The sequence below is a fragment of the Prevotella marseillensis genome, from assembly GCF_900625065.1.
Taxonomy (GTDB): Bacteria; Bacteroidota; Bacteroidia; order Bacteroidales; family Bacteroidaceae; genus Prevotella; species Prevotella rara.
On sequence record NZ_UYXY01000001.1, the window covers coordinates 1,998,404 to 2,014,885 of the forward strand.

Annotated in this window: 14 protein-coding genes and 1 pseudogene; 6 read left to right on the forward strand and 9 right to left on the reverse strand. The window is 51.9% G+C overall.

All coding sequences use genetic code 11. The annotated features are described in order from the left end of the window. Positions 1–394 precede the first annotated feature (394 nt). From EJL04_RS16820 to EJL04_RS08270, 6 genes and pseudogenes are all read right to left on the reverse strand, one after another. A pseudogene (locus tag EJL04_RS16820) lies at positions 395–1,243 on the reverse strand (N-6 DNA methylase); the annotation flags it as partial. Continuing rightward, on the reverse strand, positions 1,233–1,685 hold the full coding sequence (locus EJL04_RS08250; RefSeq protein ID WP_005830224.1) for a DUF1896 domain-containing protein: 453 nt from the start codon (positions 1,683–1,685) through the stop codon (positions 1,233–1,235). The pseudogene EJL04_RS16820 and the gene EJL04_RS08250, both read right to left, overlap by 11 nt. Before the next feature lie 168 nt (positions 1,686–1,853). Continuing rightward, the gene (locus EJL04_RS08255; protein WP_077154596.1) at positions 1,854–3,965 is read right to left on the reverse strand and encodes a type IA DNA topoisomerase; all 2,112 of its coding nucleotides are present in this window, start codon (positions 3,963–3,965) and stop codon (positions 1,854–1,856) included. 56 nt (positions 3,966–4,021) lie between these two features. Next, a complete protein-coding gene (locus EJL04_RS08260; RefSeq protein WP_077154597.1) occupies positions 4,022–5,614 on the reverse strand; it encodes a DUF3945 domain-containing protein in 1,593 nt (530 codons plus the stop codon). Between the two features lie 20 nt (positions 5,615–5,634). Beyond that, positions 5,635–5,985: a helix-turn-helix domain-containing protein gene (locus tag EJL04_RS08265; protein WP_004308425.1), complete on the reverse strand. Its 351-nt coding sequence runs from the start codon at positions 5,983–5,985 to the stop codon at positions 5,635–5,637. Between the two features lie 3 nt (positions 5,986–5,988). Further along, positions 5,989–6,348, reverse strand: coding sequence for a helix-turn-helix domain-containing protein (locus tag EJL04_RS08270; protein WP_077155842.1), 360 nt, complete (start codon positions 6,346–6,348; stop codon positions 5,989–5,991). Positions 6,349–6,558: 210 nt separating this feature from the next. Here EJL04_RS08270 and EJL04_RS08280 point away from each other — a divergent pair, with 210 nt between their 5' ends. Together EJL04_RS08280 and EJL04_RS08285 are read left to right on the forward strand one after the other, a co-directional pair. After that, positions 6,559–6,852, forward strand: a complete 294-nt coding sequence (locus tag EJL04_RS08280) for a helix-turn-helix domain-containing protein (protein WP_077155843.1) — start codon at positions 6,559–6,561, stop codon at positions 6,850–6,852. Between the two features lie 32 nt (positions 6,853–6,884). Continuing rightward, positions 6,885–7,190 carry a helix-turn-helix domain-containing protein gene (locus tag EJL04_RS08285; protein ID WP_077154598.1) on the forward strand — a complete coding sequence of 102 codons (306 nt, stop codon included), beginning with the start codon at positions 6,885–6,887 and terminating at the stop codon, positions 7,188–7,190. 80 nt (positions 7,191–7,270) lie between these two features. Here EJL04_RS08285 and EJL04_RS08290 read toward each other — a convergent pair whose 3' ends face one another. Beyond that, on the reverse strand, positions 7,271–7,633 hold the full coding sequence (locus tag EJL04_RS08290; protein WP_004308431.1) for a virulence RhuM family protein: 363 nt from the start codon (positions 7,631–7,633) through the stop codon (positions 7,271–7,273). Between the two features lie 12 nt (positions 7,634–7,645). After that, on the reverse strand, positions 7,646–8,881 hold the full coding sequence (locus EJL04_RS08295) for a site-specific integrase (protein WP_077154599.1): 1,236 nt from the start codon (positions 8,879–8,881) through the stop codon (positions 7,646–7,648). A 394-nt stretch (positions 8,882–9,275) separates the two neighbouring features. Here EJL04_RS08295 and EJL04_RS08300 point away from each other — a divergent pair, with 394 nt between their 5' ends. From EJL04_RS08300 to EJL04_RS16360, 4 genes are all read left to right on the forward strand, one after another. Continuing rightward, positions 9,276–10,688 carry a threonine/serine exporter family protein gene (locus EJL04_RS08300; protein ID WP_021853761.1) on the forward strand — a complete coding sequence of 471 codons (1,413 nt, stop codon included), beginning with the start codon at positions 9,276–9,278 and terminating at the stop codon, positions 10,686–10,688. Between the two features lie 600 nt (positions 10,689–11,288). Beyond that, positions 11,289–14,360 (forward strand): DUF6298 domain-containing protein, encoded by a 3,072-nt coding sequence (locus EJL04_RS08305; RefSeq protein ID WP_125104631.1) that lies wholly within the window; start codon positions 11,289–11,291, stop codon positions 14,358–14,360. Positions 14,361–14,493: 133 nt separating this feature from the next. Next, positions 14,494–15,003 carry an RNA polymerase sigma factor gene (locus EJL04_RS08310; protein WP_021853759.1) on the forward strand — a complete coding sequence of 170 codons (510 nt, stop codon included), beginning with the start codon at positions 14,494–14,496 and terminating at the stop codon, positions 15,001–15,003. A 47-nt stretch (positions 15,004–15,050) separates the two neighbouring features. Continuing rightward, complete coding sequence (locus EJL04_RS16360) at positions 15,051–15,194, forward strand: hypothetical protein (protein ID WP_021853758.1); 144 nt, start codon at positions 15,051–15,053, stop codon at positions 15,192–15,194. A 322-nt stretch (positions 15,195–15,516) separates the two neighbouring features. On the opposite strand, the gene EJL04_RS08315 is transcribed toward EJL04_RS16360, so the two are convergent. Then, entirely contained in the window at positions 15,517–16,482 is a 966-nt protein-coding gene (locus EJL04_RS08315) for a glycoside hydrolase family 43 protein (protein ID WP_053397920.1), read from the reverse strand.

Genomic DNA, 16,482 nt, shown 5'->3' on the forward strand with positions numbered 1-16,482 from the left:
GGGCTATTACAGAAGGTGATACCTTTTCTGTTTTCGGAGCAGGTTGCACTTCCGCAGCCGTGCTTTCCTCCTTTGTCGGATGCAGGCTGTGTTTCTCATACAGTTTCCTGTCAAGTTGTTGCAGTTCTATTTTCAGATGCTCCCGCAAGTCTTCCGCCAGTTGTGCGATGTCCCCACGGTGCAGGAGTTTATAGGCTGGTTTCCCGTACGGGTCGGTACTTCTGATCAAATCCGTGTGTGAAAGCGAGCCGATGCTCCATACATACCCATTTACGGAAGTGCCGATAGGGGTCTGTTCGGTCTGCACGAAGAGTTTTTCGTTGTAATACAGTTCACCATTCTTTCCGCTGTTCTTTTGCAGGATAATCAGGTCGCTGCCCACCTCCGTTCCCGCGTTATCCGTAAAGAGGTTGTTCGGCAGGCGGGCTACGCCCACCAGATTGGTATGGTTCATCATATACTCGCGTATGGGCGCGTTGGTCGGGGCATCCAGTACCCCCTGCGAGGTGATGAACGCCACGATTCCGCCTTCACGCACCGCGTCAAGGCTTTTCAGGAAAAAGTAATTGTGTATCGTCCGTGCCGCCGAGTGCCTTGCAGGATCCTTGCTGCCCGAAAATTCCGGGTCGAACACCGCCACATCGCCAAACGGTATATTGGAGACAGCCAAATCAAAATGGTTCATGAACGGCTTTTCTATCTTCTCGAAGCCCTGTACCCTTACTTTCTGTCCGGGATGCAGGTGCTTCAGTATCTTGCCCGTCATCAGGTCTTTCTCAAAAGCCATGATGTCCGCGTCCGGTCTGTTCTCCAGCACGGCGTCCACGAATGCACCGACACCTGCCGACGGCTCCAGCACCCGGTCGGGACGGATGCCGTGTTCATGCAGCACGTCCGCGATGGTCCCGGTTATCTCCGGCGGGGTATAGAAGGCGGTCAGCACGGACTGCTTCATGGCATCCATATACCGTTTGTACTCCGTCTCGTCTTTTGTGTTCTCCCGCAGCAACCTGTGCAGTTCCACGGTAGGGGCAAACAGTTCGAGGTCGGACTTCGCCCAGTGGACGGCATCCGTCAGTTCCCTTGCAGGGTTGAGTATGCTCTTCAGTCCCCCGAAACCGCAATAACGCTCTAACAAGAGCCGTTCGCGTGCGGTGGGTGTGCGCTGTTCCCTGTCAAGGAGGAATGCCGTCCGTATCGCCTCGATGTTGTCCCTCAGCCTCTGTTTGCGGTTAAACGCCATACTCTTCGATATAGAGGATGACGGCTCCCGTCAGCTCCGTGTAGAGCAGGTCATATTCGGGCGACAGGGCGAAATTGTCGTCCGAGAGGTCATAGATGGAGAATACGTTTCCGACAAGCGGTAGCAGCTTCTGGGTAAAGGCTTCACATTTTTCTCCCGGTACTTCACCCGCAAATTCGTTCTCCACGACTTCGCGCAGGATGGCGTGCCTGGAGTAGCGAAGGCCCTCCGTCAGCACCTTCATCGCCAGTTCCTGCGCCCCGTCGGCAGGATAGCCTTCGAGCCTTGCCCGTTCATACGCTTCGGCGGCACGGTCGGTTCTTTCTCGGATGAAGGCTTCATCGGCTGCCTGTTCGAACTTGTTCGTGGTGAGGTAGTCCAGCAGGTACAGACCGTAATAGGAAAAGTCGGTCCGACCCTCGTTTTTCTTCTTGTTGTTCATTTCTTTGGAATTTAGTGGATTGATAATGATGATAGGGATAATCGTTGGAAAACGAGAAGAAAAAGGCACCCGGTATCCCTCCGAGTGCCACCACTAAATCCAAAGTATGAGTGTAATCCGGTATCGAAGAACAATTCATTACTCTGAACCAGTGGCAAAGTTAAACATTTATTTTCTTCTTTTCGCAGAGGTCGCTTTACTTTTCCTTTCTGGGAACACGAAAACCGTGTTATAGTCCCCGTCAAAGGCGACTACGGCATCAAAACTCTTGCCCTGCTTGCTCTTGAATCCTTTGAGCAGTTTCGTGTGTCCGTCGGTGAGCAGGTTTTTGATTTCATCATCAGAGAGGGTGCGGTTTGCTTTCAGGCGGAACACGGGCAGACCGCACTCCGCGTTGTCGCAGCGGACGACCTTGCCGTAAAACTGCATCGTCCCCGCTCCGCACTTGGGACACTTGCAGCCGGAATCCCTGCGGGCGAACAGCTTGTCGCACGACAGCAGTTCGGAGGTAATTTCCCGTGTATATGCCTCAATCTTCCTGCGGAAGTCATCGGCGGGCAGTTCCCCACGCTCGATGCGTGCCAATTCCTTTTCCCATTCGCCCGTCATGGCGACATCGGCAATACGCATCGCCTTCACGACCGAGTAGAGGGCAAGCCCTTTTTCGGTGGGGACAAGCGACTTCTTGCAGCGTTCCATATAGCCGCGCTTGAAAAGCGTTTCGATGATGGACGCACGGGTGGCGGGCGTGCCGATGCCGCAATCCTTCATAGCCTGCCGCAATGCGTCGTCCTCTATCTCCTTGCCAGCCGTTTCCATCGCGGACAGCAGGGTGGCTTCGGTATGCAGCGGCTTGGGTTTGGTCTTTCCCTCCGTGATGGAGGCGGCTTTCAGTGCCAGCGTGTCGCCTTCCTGCCAACAGGGAATGGCGGCGGTTTCCTCTTGGCTGTTGTTCTCTTCTCCATTCTCCTTGCCATAGACGGCACGCCATCCGGCTTGCCTGATGATGCTGCCTTTTGCCACGAACTCCACTCCGGCACACTCTGCCGTGACGGTGGCAGTGTCCTTGACGCATTTTTCGGAGAAAGCCTCAAGCATGCGCCCGGCTATCATGTGATAGACGGTGCTGTCCTCTTTGGAGAGGAACAGCGGCTTCTCGCCCGTGACGAGCAGGGCATGGTGGTCTGTCACCTTGCCGCCGTCCAGGCTGCGGCGTGTCGGCACGGCTTTCGGCTGCAACTTGCCCTTCCATTCGGGCAGGCTGCCGATGAAGGCAAGCAGCTTGGGGATTTCCGCGAACACGTCTTCGGGAATGTAGCGGCTTCCGGTTCGCGGATAGGTGATGAGCTTCTTCTCGTAGAGCTTCTGCGCGATTTCAAGCGTCTGTTCCGCCGTGAAGCCATGCTTGGCGTTGGCTTCCTTCTGGAGCGTGGTCAGGTCGTACAGGAGCGGAGTTTCCTCTATCTTCTCCTTGCGTTCCACTTTCGTGACGGTGGCTGTGCCTGTTTCCTTTACCTTATTATATAAGACTGTGGCAGGCTCCATCTCCTTCCATTTCCCGGTGGAAGAGAATTTCACGGTATCACCATCGCCTCCGTCAGCGGCAATATGGAGTTGCCAGAAAGGTTCCACCGTGAAGCGGCGGTTCTCCCAGTAGCGTGCGCACACCATCGCCAGCGTGGGTGTCTGTACCCGTCCGACGGAATACGTGCCGTGTCCGGCGGCGATGGAGAGAGCCTGCGTGCCGTTGATGCCCACGAGCCAGTCGGATTCGCTCCGCGCTTTGGCGGCGAGGTAGAGGTTGTCATACTTGCTCCCCGCTTCGAGGTTGCGCAGTCCATCGCGGATGGCCTTGTCGGTAAGCGAGCTTATCCAGAGGCGCACGAAAGGGGTGGCGCATCCTATGTAATGGTAGAGGTATCGGAAGATAAGTTCGCCCTCGCGACCGGCATCGGTCGCCACGATGATCTGCTCACTGTCATTGAACAGGCGGGTTATGGTTTTTATTTGTGACACCACGCCGCTGTCGGGTTTGTAGCCCTTCTCAACCTTTACCTGACGGGGTATGAGCGTGAAGGAGTCGGGGATGACGGGCAGGTTGTCACGGACAAAGCCGCGTATGCCGTAACCGTCGGGCATGGCAAGCTGGACGAGGTGCCCGAATGCCCATGTCACGGCGTAGCCGCTTCCCTCGAAATATCCTTCCTCTCTCTTTGTCGCGCCCACGATGCGGGCGATTTCACGTGCCACGGATGGCTTTTCTGCAATGATTGTCTTCATGCTGATTACTTTTTTTTATGAATTGTTACTTTGGATTTAGTGGCGGACACGGGATGTTACATCTTCATGCCCTTGTTGTTTTTCTTCTGAGATTTCTCCTGCAGCTTTTGCTGTTTGTCGTCTTTCGGGGCGGTCTGTCCTTTCAGCAACGGCTCTTTCAGGTTCTTAGTCGCCTCGTTGGTCTTGCCTTCGCTGTTCACCGCCACCTGTGTACGGCTCTCGTTGGATGGGGCGACCTTCTGCGCATTGTCGGGGTTGGTGTCATAGCGGTACGGACGTCCCTTCTCCGGGTTGAACTTGATGTACATCGTGGCGTGGAAGCCTTGCTTGTCGGTCACGTTCTCCAGCTTTATCGCCTTACCCGCAGCGTAGTCGGCTTTCTGCTGGTCGGTGAAGTTCACACCGCTCCATTTGCTGATGGGGCGGATACTGCCATCAGCGTTCGTCCACGTGTTGCGGCGTTGCTCTTTCTGTGGGGCTGCGGAATTTTCCATGCCCTGAGCCTGTCCCTGCGTGGGATTGTTCTTGGCTTCCTGCGTCTGGGTGGTACGGGGCGACCTGCCAGTTCCCGGTACGAACTCCACGCCTCGCTGCTCTACATTCACTTGAAGAGTGGTGACGAACTTCCTGCCGTCGTTGCGTTCGATGAGCTTGTCGCGCACGGGCAACCCGGCACGCAGCATATCCTGTTCCTGCTTGGTGATTTCCGTCTTTCCGATGCGCTCCGGTATGCGTACCTTGTTTGCAGGAATGTCCGTGATTTCATTCGTCTTGCGGTCTATGCTGATGAACGAGGGGATGATTTCACCCGTTTCTTTGTCCACGATGTCCACGACCCTGCCGAGGTTACCCGTTTCGCGCAGGTTCTTACGGTCTTCGTCGGAGAACTTGTGTTCCTTGTACTCGTCGAGTTTCTGCTCCTTGCGGATGAAGTGCGGCACGAGGCTGACATTGCCTTCACCGTCCTTCTTGAAGGAAAGGCGGGCATCCAGTTCAAAAGCCTCGCCGCCGAACTTGGGCGACACTTTCACCAAATCGGACTTGCCGTAGTTGAGCATCTTGTTCAGATCACCAGACTTTTCAAGGTCGTCACGTTTCACGCCCCATTTCTCTTCCAGCTCCTGCCAGTTGATTTTGCTCTCGTCAATGGGTTGGTAGCCACGTCTTCCCTGCGCCTGTTGTTGCGGGCTTTCCTGATTCTGTTCCTGCTTCTTTTCCATTTCTTCCTGTTTTTGGGTTTCTTTGGGTTGTCCTTCCTGTTTTTGTTCCGGCATCCCGGCGGTCTGTTCTTCCTTTACCTGCTTTTCGTAGCCGGAAGTGTCCACCTTGTGGGGCGCAAGCAGTTCCTTGTTGGCTTCGGGGTCTTTCAGCAGGTCTTTCATCACCTCCATCAGTTTGTCGGCTTGGTCTGCCGCGAAACGGTAGAAACCGAAGCGACTGGGTTCCTTGCACTGCCGGAAGAAGTTTTTGAAGAAGTTGTCCAGCACGTCGCCGTGGCGGTCGAATTGCAGGAAACTCTGTGCGTTCTCCGCCTTTGCGGGGGTACGCTTGGGTGAGCCATCGGCGTTAAGCCCGGCTACCACACTGATCTCGCCCGTCTTCTCGTCGCGGACTATCAGCACGTCTTTTTCTGTTGTTTTCTTTGCCATTTGAAAAATGTTTTAATGGGTTATTTATTAAAGAAATTATGGATACGCGCCTTGTAGAAGGCTATATCTTCCTTGCGGAAATCCTTTACGTGTTCGGAGAGGAATGTCAGTACGTCCTCCTCGCTGTAATAGGTCTTTTTGCCGAGCGTCTTGTACGGCAATGCACCGATGCTGCGGTAGCGCTGCAGGGTACGCTTGCTTATCTGGAGCAGCATGCAGAGGTCTTGGTTGTCGAACATCCTGATACTTTCCATCGGGTTCGGGGCTTTGCCGGACGGTCGCAGGGAGAGCAGCAGCTCGTCCTGACGGTCGAGCCGTTCCATCAGCTTCTGCATCCAGTCCTCAAAATTGTTTCGTGTAAGCAGTTCCATATCTTATGTCCTCCTTCCTTTGGGTTTGCTGCCGCCCGTGCGCAGCGTGTGGTTGCGTTTCAGTTCCGTCAGTGTCGCTGCATCTTCTGCCACGGTGCAGTCTGCGAGCAGGCGGTCTATTTCCGACCGGCGGTAGCGGCATTTGCCGCGCAGCACGATATAGCCGATGCGCTGTTCGCTGCGCATACGTTGGAGGGTACGGGTACTCACGTTCAGCAGGTGCGCCGCCTCGCGGGTGGTGAGCAGCATGTCGGTAGACTCTCCCTTCCTCTCACCGGAAACGGCACGCACATAGACCGCTATCTCGGCTATCTGTTCCGTCAGGGCGGTGAAGGCGGAACTTTCAATCGTTATCACTTTCATATTTTGTCCTTTCTTTTGTTTCTCTGCGGCAAAATTCGGCAATAAACAAAAGGGGCTTTAACAACTCACTACGTGACTCACGTAAGATTTTCTTTGAAAGTGACTCCGTAACCCGGACAACCGGCGCAACAAGCTGCCGTATAGCGGAAAACGGCACGCATTCAAGGCGGCTGCGTTACCTTTGCGGTAAATCATTAAATGTTTTGGTATATGGAAATCGTATCTATCGAGAAAAAGACCTTCGAGATGATGCTGGCGTCATTCAACGCCCTCTCGGAGAAAGTCACCGCCCTCAGGCGCAAAAGCGACGGCGGGCGGCTGGAAAGGTGGCTCACGGGCGAGGAGGTCTGCGGGCAGTTGAGAATCAGCCCGCGCACGTTGCAGTCATTGCGTGACAGGCGACTTATCGGCTACTCGCAGATAAACCGCAGGTTCTATTACAGGCCGGAGGAGGTCAGGCGGCTGATTCCGCTTATCGGCACGATCTATCCCGATGGAAAATGACTCTGTTTTTATTAACCACTTAATCCGATGTTATGATGAACGAGAACAACGAGGTTTTCACAATGGAGGACGAGCCGGTTGCCACCGCGATACAGAATATGCTCAAAGGCTCCAAATGGCTCTCCGCATTTTTGGAAAGTTACCGTCCGCCACTGGACGGGGAACATTACTTGACGGACAAGGAGGTGGCGGAAATGCTCCGGGTAAGCCGCCGCACCTTGCAGGAGTATCGCAACAACAGGATGCTGCCCTTTATCCTTCTGGCAGGTAAGGTGCTTTATCCCGAATCGGGACTGCGTGAACTGTTGGAGGCGAATTACCTCAAGCCGCTGGAATAAGGCGGTTGCATGAAAAAAAGAGGAAGCGGACAGCACCCGATGGCGTTGTCCGTTTCCTTTTTCGTTGTCTGTATGCGTGTTCAGCAATATCCGGTTTTCCCGTTCTGTATGAACATCACGTATGCCTGCCTCTTTTCCTTTGAGAGTGCCTTCTCCACCAGCCACATGCGGAACACGTGTGTATAGTAGGTGTTCAGCCGGAAGGCTACTGGAATGATGATTTCAAGCGAGTAAACATCCGCGTACAGGCCGTTTTCAAGCTGTATGTAGCGGCATACCTCGTAGTCGTTCAGCACGTCCGACTTGCGGACGGCTTTGATGGCGGCGTTCACTGCCGGGACGGTGGCATGGAACTCTTCGGCGATTTCCCCGGCGGTCATCCATACCTCGTTACCAGTTACGCTGACCGTCTTGTCCTCTATAATGATTATGTCACGTTTCATGGCGTCTCTGTTTTAGATGGTACATCCTGCAAATTCCTCGATTTGGTTCAATCTCGCGGCAAGGTTCTCCATGTCTTGGTTGAGCTTCTCTTTGGTTACCTTCGCGTATATCTGCGTTGTCTTTATACTCTTGTGTCCCAGCATGGAACTGACTGTTTCGATGGGTACACCGTTGGAGAGGAACACCGTCGTGGCTGCCGTATGGCGGCTCTGATGCCACGTGATATGCTTGGTGATGCCGCAACGCTTGGCGACGGCACGGATTCCGGCGAGGCACGTGTTGTAGTGGGGAACAGGGAAAATCCTGCCGTTTTCGCACAGCCCGCGGTATTTGTCGATGATTTGTTTCGCAATGTCAAGCAGGCGGATGTTAGACACCACGCCCGTCTTCTGGCGGTTGATGTTTATCCACTCGTGTTCATCGAAGTAGGTGCGGATGTTCTCTTCCGTCAAATTGCGCATATCGGCGAATGACAAGCCCGTGAAGGCGCAGAACAGGTAGAGGTCGCGGTATAGTTCCTGTTTGGCGTTCTTCAGTTTACCTTCCATCAGCAGGCGGATTTCGTCTTTGGTCAGGAAACTGCGTGTCGTTTCCTCCTTCTTGATTTCATACTCTCTAAACGGGTCGCGTGTGAGCCATTCGTTGTTGATGGCGATGAACACCATCGTCCGAAGCGGGCATACATACAGCCACACGGTATTGGTGCAGCAGTGTTTGTCCGTGCGCAGAAACATCTCGAAGTCGGAAATGAAAGCGGGGGTAAGCTCTTTCAACGCGATGTCCTTCACGTGGTAACGGATGTTGAGAAACTCTTGCAGATGCTTGTAAACAGTCTTGTACTTCAAGAGCGTGCCTTTGGCTTTCATGCCTGCTTCCACCTGCTTGGCATAGTCCTCGTTGTGTTGCTGGAACACCTGCATCAGCATGTGATAGCGGTGTTCCAGTCCGAGAAAGGCGTTCTTCACCTTCTCTGCCGTGACGAAGTTGTCACGCTCCATGATTTCCTGATAGTGCTTGTTGATGCGCACCCGCATCTTGTCAAGCATGCGGTTCGTTTCGAGTGCCGCCGTGCTTCTGCCCATGACACGTCCCCCTTTGGTGTCCCACAACTTGGGATCGACGGTCAGTTTGCAACTGAATTGCGTCTGGCTGCCGTCCACCGTGATGCGTCCCATGACGGGAACCGTCCCGTCGTTTTTCACTACCTGACGTTTGAGGTAGTAAATAACTGAAAATGTACTCTTCATCGTCCTTAATTTTTTTTTGTTCAAAATTAGTTGGTGAAGAGCCCTCCTCTGATACGCAAATCGCGGAAGAACGGCGCAATCTTTTTTCGTTAACGGATTTTTTGCGTGAGTTGTCAGTAACTCGCTAATCCTTAAGGCCTTGTTTCGTTATTCGTGTCCATTTCGTCACCTATTGGGCGTGGTTACGAACAAGTAACGTAGCTCCGTCTTGATTTGGCTTCGGCGTGGATTGTAATGGCTCTCAGAATAATTGGCAGCGTTAATGAAACCCCTGTAAATCAAATCCATTACCATATTCTTCCGCATTTCACTTTTTTGTAGTAACTTTGCACCCTGAAAATGAGCATAGGTATGACTATTCGTCAAATTTCATTAAAATAAAGGCAAAAAGATTATGGAAGAAACTCAGCAGTCTGACTCCCTGGAGGTGTTACGCCGTAAACTCGACCTGCTGCTGCGCACCGGTCAGTTATTGATGGAAAGTTCGGCAGACACCAGCCGCATAATACGCAACATGGACCGCACGGCGGCATATCTGGGCCTGCCGGAAAAGAAGCTGCACATTCACATCACCTACAACATGCTGATGGTAAACCTCAGCGACAAGACCCATTCTTTCTCTAAATTTCAGCGCTGCGACAGGCACGGCATCAACATGGACGCCATATCTGCCATAAGCAAGCTGTCGTGGAGGGCCATCAAAGAGGACTATACCCTCGACCAATACGAGAAGGAGCTGGAAAGAATAAAGAACAAGAAGCGCAACTACAGCCCGTGGCTCACAGCCATAGGAGCCGGTCTGGCCTGCGGCGGCTTCTGCGTTCAGTTCGGCTGCGACTGGCCTGCGTTTATCTATTCTTCGATAGCAGCCATAGCAGGCTTCCGCCTTAGAGCATGGCTCAACTCGACAGGCTCCAACGAATACGTCAACATTGCCTTTGCAGCATTTTTCTCCACACTGCTGGCATGCCTGTCAGCATACATCTCGCTGCCGGTGATTGAGTCGCACATACCGTCGGCACTGATACCCTTCACACACAGCGACACACCTTGGCATCCGCTCATGGCCTGTGCCCTGTTCATCGTTCCGGGCGTACCGCTGATCAACTTTGTGAGCGACATGCTCGACAGCCACATCAGCATAGGCATAACGCGGGCCGTCAACACGCTCATGATAGTGGCGGCCATGTCGTTCGGCATAGTAATAGCCATCAAGGTGTGCGGCATAGACAACTTTGTGAAAGACCTCAGCATGACGCCACACAACAGCTATCTGGCCTATGCCGTGGCGGCAGCCATATCGGCCATGGGCTTCTCTATGATATTCAACATACCGCGGCGTCTGCTCTGGGTGGTAGCCATAGGAGGCATAATAGCCGTATGCACGCGTAACTTCGTGAACCTCGGACCGAGCAACGGCAACGTGGGACTCGACTGGGGCCTCATCCTTGGCTCGCTCATAGGCTCGTCGCTCATAAGTATCATCTGCATAAAAGCCGTTCACATATTCCACACGCCTCACCACTGCCTGTCTATCCCAAGCGTCATCCCGATGGTGCCGGGCGTGCTCATGTACAGGGCTCTCTTTGCACTGATAGAAATGCACGGAGTGGTCGGCGAGCTTACCATCGCCATACATAACGGCATAAGGGCGTCGCTGATTATTCTCTGCATAGCCATCGGCGTGGCCATTCCTAACATATTTGCACGCAAATGGATTGCACCTGAACGCCATAAGAAACTGATAAAGATGATAGCCGAGCGCAAAGTGAGAGGCAAGTTTGTCGACCTTGAACACATGAAATAACCTCTGACTCAGCGGCCACAGCGACTGCACGGAAGGTATGAAAGACGGACCGGCATGACAGTTTCTGCAACATATAAAGAAAGGCCGGGGCTGATGAAAATATAAAAGGTGTCCTTTTGCACTGCGAAAGGGCACCTTTTGCATTGTAAAAGGGCATCTTTTAAGAGCCAAAAGGCGGCATTTTACAACGCATTGAATATCAAAAGATTACGACATAAGTACAATCAGTCTCAGCCATAACCCACTGATAGGACCCAACAATGGCAGCCGCAGCTGGATAATGAGACCTGCTATAAGCCTAAACGCGAATAGCCCGGCAGACCGAATACTGTCTGATTTTACAAACAGACTGATGCTTTCTGCCGGGTATGTTACTCTTTCTGCCGGATTGCGGTCCGTCTGTTCTTGACGTAAGCAGCCATACCTGCGAAAAAGTCGTCGGCCATCCACATCATATTAAACTAAAAAATCCTGCCTAATCTCTATGACTGATTTGGGTTAAAAGAAAAAATGGCGCAGAATAATAAGTACAATAAAAAAACATACGCGTCGTTTTGTAAGTATAGGTAATTACTGAAACAAACAATTTGTCAATCTGATATGAAAAAAAATCTAACAAGCCGCTGCCTTGCCATTCTGCTGATAGCCGGATTGTGCACAGTTAAGGCCATGGCAGGCAAGGCAAAAAAAGAGGTTTACATTCCGATGGACTATTCGGCATGCGGATATCATGCGTCTGAAATAGCCATTCCGGATGTACGAAACGCTGTCTTCGTGGGCAGCGACGGGGCCGACTGCTACGAGAAACTGCAGCGCGCCATCAACTACGTGTCGGCACTGAAACCCGACAAGAACGGCCACCGCGGAGCCGTATTGCTGGGCGAAGGCACTTTCAGAATAAGCAAACCGCTGCGCATAAGCACATCGGGAGTGGTGATAAGAGGTGCCGGACGCGGCAAGACAACCATAATAAAGCAGGGCTATAACAGAGGTGCACTGCTCTATATCGAGGGCGGAATGAAGATGACTGGAGGCGACACCATTGCCGTTGCAGGCGAAAAGACCATGGCCGGAGCCACTACGCTGACGCTAGCATCTGCCGCCAAGATACAGAAAGGCAGCCGTATAAGAATTGTAAGGCCGTCGACAAAGGAATGGATAGCGTCGCTCTGCTGCAACGACTTCGGCGGAGGACTCGACTACACCGGATGGAAACCCACCGACATCGACATAACATGGGACAGAACCGTCAGCGCCGTTAACGGCAACAGCATAACGCTCGACGCGCCGATAACAACCACGCTCGACAAGAAATACGGCGGGGGCTTCGTTGTTACGGGATATAACAGCGCGGAGATAAGCGAATGTGGCGTTGAGAACCTTACTCTCATGTCGGAACACAACTCATGGAACCCTAAAGACGAGGACCACTGCTGGGACGCGATTTGGGCTGACAATGCGCGCGACTGCTGGGTAAGACGTGTGGAATTCAGGCACTTCGCAGGCAGCGCAGTAAATTTGCAGAAGCAGACAAGCCGCATAACGGTCGAAGACTGCATTGCAGGCGAGCCCGTGTCGGAGACAGGAGGATGGCGCAGATGCGTGTTCATAACACGCGGACAGCAGACCCTGATACAGCGCTGCGTGTCGCGCCAGGGCATACACGACTTTGCGGCAGGCTTCTGTGCGGCAGGCCCCAACGCCTTTGTACAGTGCGAGGGCGAAAACTCTTTGGGCTTCAGCGGAAGCATTGGCTCATGGGCAGCCGGACTGCTGTTTGACATTGTGAACATCGACGGCAACGACATAAGCTTCAAGAATCTTGAGCAGTTCCAGTTTGGAACGGGCTGGAACACGGCCAACAGCATGATGTGGCAGTGTACAGGCTCAACTCTCTACTGCTACTCGCCCGACAGCGACAACCGCAACAGCGCACACGGATGCTGGGGCACGCTGACAGGCAACGCCGAATGGACAAGCAGCAACGACCACGTGCAGCCGCGCAGCCTCTTCTACGCACAGCTCGAGAAGCGCATGGGCAAAGAAGCCATAAACGGATACATACTGCCCAGAAACACCAACGCATCGAGCAGCCCTGAGATTGCACAGGCGCAGATCATGGCACAGGTGTCGCTGACACAGCCAAGACTGACTATGGAGATGTGGATAGACTCTGTACCCTACACAGCAAGCACATCGGCCAAAGGCGTGAAAGACATTGAGAGCGTGAAAGGAAGCAAGTATGATGTGGCTGAAAATGGCGGCAAAGCCATGAAATTTGCAATAGAGAACGGCCACATCACTGCCGACGGCAAGCTGATAACGGGCAACAACTACCAGATACCATGGTGGGCCGGACGCGTGAAAGACAACTTCGTGAAGAAAGGCGCACGCCCTGCCATAACACGCTTCGTGCCGGGACGCGAGGGCACCGGCTGGACCGACCGCATAGACTCTGTGGTGACATATCTCGACAAAAACAACTTCTGCATCTTAGACCACCACTACGGACTGTGGTATGACCTGCGCCGCACTGACCATGAGCGCGTGCGCCGTGCCGACGGCGACGTTTGGGCTCCGTTCTACGAACAGGCTTTCAGCCGTACAGGTCAAGGCACCGCATGGGACGGCCTGAGCTGCTACGACCTTACAAAGCCTAACCAATGGTACTGGATGCGACTCAACGAGTTTGCCGAAAAAGGTGCAGAGAAAGGCATACTGCTGTTCAACCAGAACTATTTTCAGCACAACATACTCGAGGCAGGAGCCCACTGGGTAGACTGTCCGTGGCGTCCGGTGAACAATGTCAACGGCACCGACTTTCCCGAACCTGTGCCTTTCACAGGCGACAAGCGCATATTCATGGCCGAGCAGTTCTACGACATCAACAACCCCATACTGCGACCGCTGCACAAGCAGTACATCCGCCAGTGTCTCGACAACCTCAAGGACAAGGGCAACGTGGTGCAGCTGCTGAGCGAGGAATATACAGGTCCGCTGCACTTCACACGCTTTTGGCTCGAGACAATAGCCGAATGGGAAAAAGAGACAGGCCTGCATCCTATGGTGGCGCTGAGCTGCACGAAGGACGCCCAGGACGCCATACTTGCCGATCCGGAGCTGTCGAAAGTGGTAGACATCATCGACATAAGATACTGGCACTACAACACCAAGGGCCTTTGGGCGCCAGAGGCAGGCAAGAACCTTGCTCCGCGACAGTTCATGCGCAAGATGAAGGTAGGCAAGACTGGATTTGCCGAGGCATATAATGCCGTGAAGGAATACCGCACAAAGTATCCCGAAAAGGCCGTAACATTCTTCTCGCAGCAATATCCGCAGTATGGCTGGGCCATCCTCATGGCCGGAGGCTCTTGTCCAAACGTGGCCATAGGCAGCGACAAACTGCTGACCGACCTGACAAAGATGAGCTACATCAGCGGCGAAGGCAACTCAGCCACTCAGGTGATAGGCAACCCTGCCGTTGGATATGTGATATATGCCCATGCCGAAGGCGACATTACGCTCAACGTTGAGAACGGAAAATACACACTGCATGCCGTCGACACGAAAAGCGGACTGGTAAAAACTGTGAAGAAGAGCGAAAAAATTTCAGGCACATACACAATAAGCGGTAAAGCCAAAGACACAGCCTACTGGCTGGAAAGATTATAAGAAATCATAGAATTTACTGATAACAGGTGTTGATTTTACACGTCAATACCTGTTTTTCGTATTTATAAATCAATTTTTCCCATTCTTTTAAGCCGTTCATCACTAATTTTGCAGCAAAAGAACGAGAAAACCTATGATTAACTTTACCGAACTTTACGACAAAACAATTGATAACCTTTTCGCATTCGGAACCAAATTCACCTCCGACCGCGAAATGATTAAAGACTGCATACAGGACGTCTTTGTCAAGTTGTACACCAAACGCGGTGAACTTGAATCAGTGATCAACATTGAGTCGTATCTGTATGTATCATTAAGGAACAGAATCAACGACGAGTTCAGACACAACACTCATGTCTGCGACAACGAGATTAACGATAACAATGTCAAGCCGCTCTTCGACAGCGAGACATACGACATGGAACGCATCGAAGAAGAGCAGAAAAAGAACAACACCCTTACAGAATATGTAAAATGCCTGTCGCCCAGACAGCAGCAGATAATAAAGCTCTACTATATTGAGCAGCGCAAATATGACGATATCTGCCAGATTATGGGCATAAACTATCAGTCGGTGCGTAACCTCATGCACAGAAGTCTGCTAAGATTGCGTTTTTTAGCAGCAAGAAATGAGGCTGTATAAAGAGTACAAAACAAACTGCTTGCCGTCATATTATAAAATAATATAAGATGGCAAAAAAACAGAACATTAAAACAATGGCTGACAGGATTCTGTCAGGCAACAGATTTAACATTCCCCCTCTTACAGAGATGGAGAAAAAAGAACTCAAAGAGAGAACTCTATTGACTATTTTACAGCTGAAAGAGCTTTAACGCATAATACACTTTTTTATAATAGCAAACGAGAACGGCCGCAAATCTTATGATTTCTGCGGCCGTTCGTTATCAAAAAGACTTATTTTTACCATTATTTATTACAACGCATTTTTAGCACGCCTATCTATTTTCGCATACATCAACTGCAGCATATCCTGTATGTAAAAGCCAAAAAGAAGACATTGCAGCATAAGCGGCACTGCAAACGAAACGTACCTAAGGCAAAACCGTACATATATAAAAACAGGACCGCAACACTGCGGCCCTGCCAGAATAATTGATATAATCTAATACAAATCAGGCTTAGTCAGACACCTGATTATTCGCTTTTTGCTGTCTTTATTTCGCCTTCTTCGTTGACATCAAGCTCAAGCACCTTCAGACTTCTTAGCCATGTAACGTCGTTAGAGGGCACACAGTCGTGATGGAACAGATACCATTTGCCTTTATATTCAACAATAGAATGATGAGTTGTCCAGCCTACAACCGGCTCAAGAACCACCCCCTTGTATGTAAACGGACCATAAGGGTTATCGCCAACAGCATAACACAGCAGATGGCTGTCGCCGGTTGAATAAGAGAAGTAATACTTACCATTGAACTTGTGCATCCATGAAGCCTCAAAGAAACGGTGAGGATCAGAGGCAGCAAGCGGCTTGCCGTTTTCGTCAACCACAAGCACGGGCTTCGGCTCTTCGGCAAACTGCAGCACGTCATCGGTCATCTTAACCACTCTTGACGGCAATGCAGGCTCATCTCCTTCGGGCAGATACTCCTTGCCCATGGCTTTGTTGTCTTTATAGCGCTGAAGCTGTCCGCCCCAAAGTCCGCCAAAATATACATAAATAGAGCCGTCATCATCCTTGAAGACACAAGGGTCTATCGAGTAAGATCCGCGAATGTGGTCGGCCTGCGGCTTAAACGGACCTTCCGGTCTGTCAGCAACAGCCACTCCGAGGTGGAACACATCGTTCTTGTCCTTTGCGCTGAAGATAAGATAATACTTACCGTCTTTCTCAACGACATCATTGTCCCACAGCTGTCTGCCTGCCCATGGAATATCCTGCAGGTCGAGAATCTTGCCACAGTCGGTAGCCTCTTCGTTCTCAATATCAGTGAGCGTGAGCGCATGATAGTCTTTCATTTCGAAATGACCGCCGTCGTCATCAAACGCAGCACCTGAATCCCAGTCGTGAGACGGATAAATATACAGTTTGTCGTTAAACACATGTACAGACGGGTCTGCCATATAATCAGACGGGAAAAGATATCTTGCTTTTTTCAT

Coding starts and splice junctions, on each gene's coding strand:
- EJL04_RS08250 (WP_005830224.1), bottom strand. CDS start 1,685: ATGAACAACAAGAAGAAAAACGAGGGTCGGACCGACTTTTCCTATTAC.
- EJL04_RS08255 (WP_077154596.1), bottom strand. CDS start 3,965: ATGAAGACAATCATTGCAGAAAAGCCATCCGTGGCACGTGAAATCGCC.
- EJL04_RS08260 (WP_077154597.1), bottom strand. CDS start 5,614: ATGGCAAAGAAAACAACAGAAAAAGACGTGCTGATAGTCCGCGACGAG.
- EJL04_RS08265 (WP_004308425.1), bottom strand. CDS start 5,985: ATGGAACTGCTTACACGAAACAATTTTGAGGACTGGATGCAGAAGCTG.
- EJL04_RS08270 (WP_077155842.1), bottom strand. CDS start 6,348: ATGAAAGTGATAACGATTGAAAGTTCCGCCTTCACCGCCCTGACGGAA.
- EJL04_RS08280 (WP_077155843.1), top strand. CDS start 6,559: ATGGAAATCGTATCTATCGAGAAAAAGACCTTCGAGATGATGCTGGCG.
- EJL04_RS08285 (WP_077154598.1), top strand. CDS start 6,885: ATGATGAACGAGAACAACGAGGTTTTCACAATGGAGGACGAGCCGGTT.
- EJL04_RS08290 (WP_004308431.1), bottom strand. CDS start 7,633: ATGAAACGTGACATAATCATTATAGAGGACAAGACGGTCAGCGTAACT.
- EJL04_RS08295 (WP_077154599.1), bottom strand. CDS start 8,881: ATGAAGAGTACATTTTCAGTTATTTACTACCTCAAACGTCAGGTAGTG.
- EJL04_RS08300 (WP_021853761.1), top strand. CDS start 9,276: ATGGAAGAAACTCAGCAGTCTGACTCCCTGGAGGTGTTACGCCGTAAA.
- EJL04_RS08305 (WP_125104631.1), top strand. CDS start 11,289: ATGAAAAAAAATCTAACAAGCCGCTGCCTTGCCATTCTGCTGATAGCC.
- EJL04_RS08310 (WP_021853759.1), top strand. CDS start 14,494: ATGATTAACTTTACCGAACTTTACGACAAAACAATTGATAACCTTTTC.
- EJL04_RS16360 (WP_021853758.1), top strand. CDS start 15,051: ATGGCAAAAAAACAGAACATTAAAACAATGGCTGACAGGATTCTGTCA.
- EJL04_RS08315 (WP_053397920.1), bottom strand. CDS start 16,482: ATGAAAAAAGCAAGATATCTTTTCCCGTCTGATTATATGGCAGACCCG.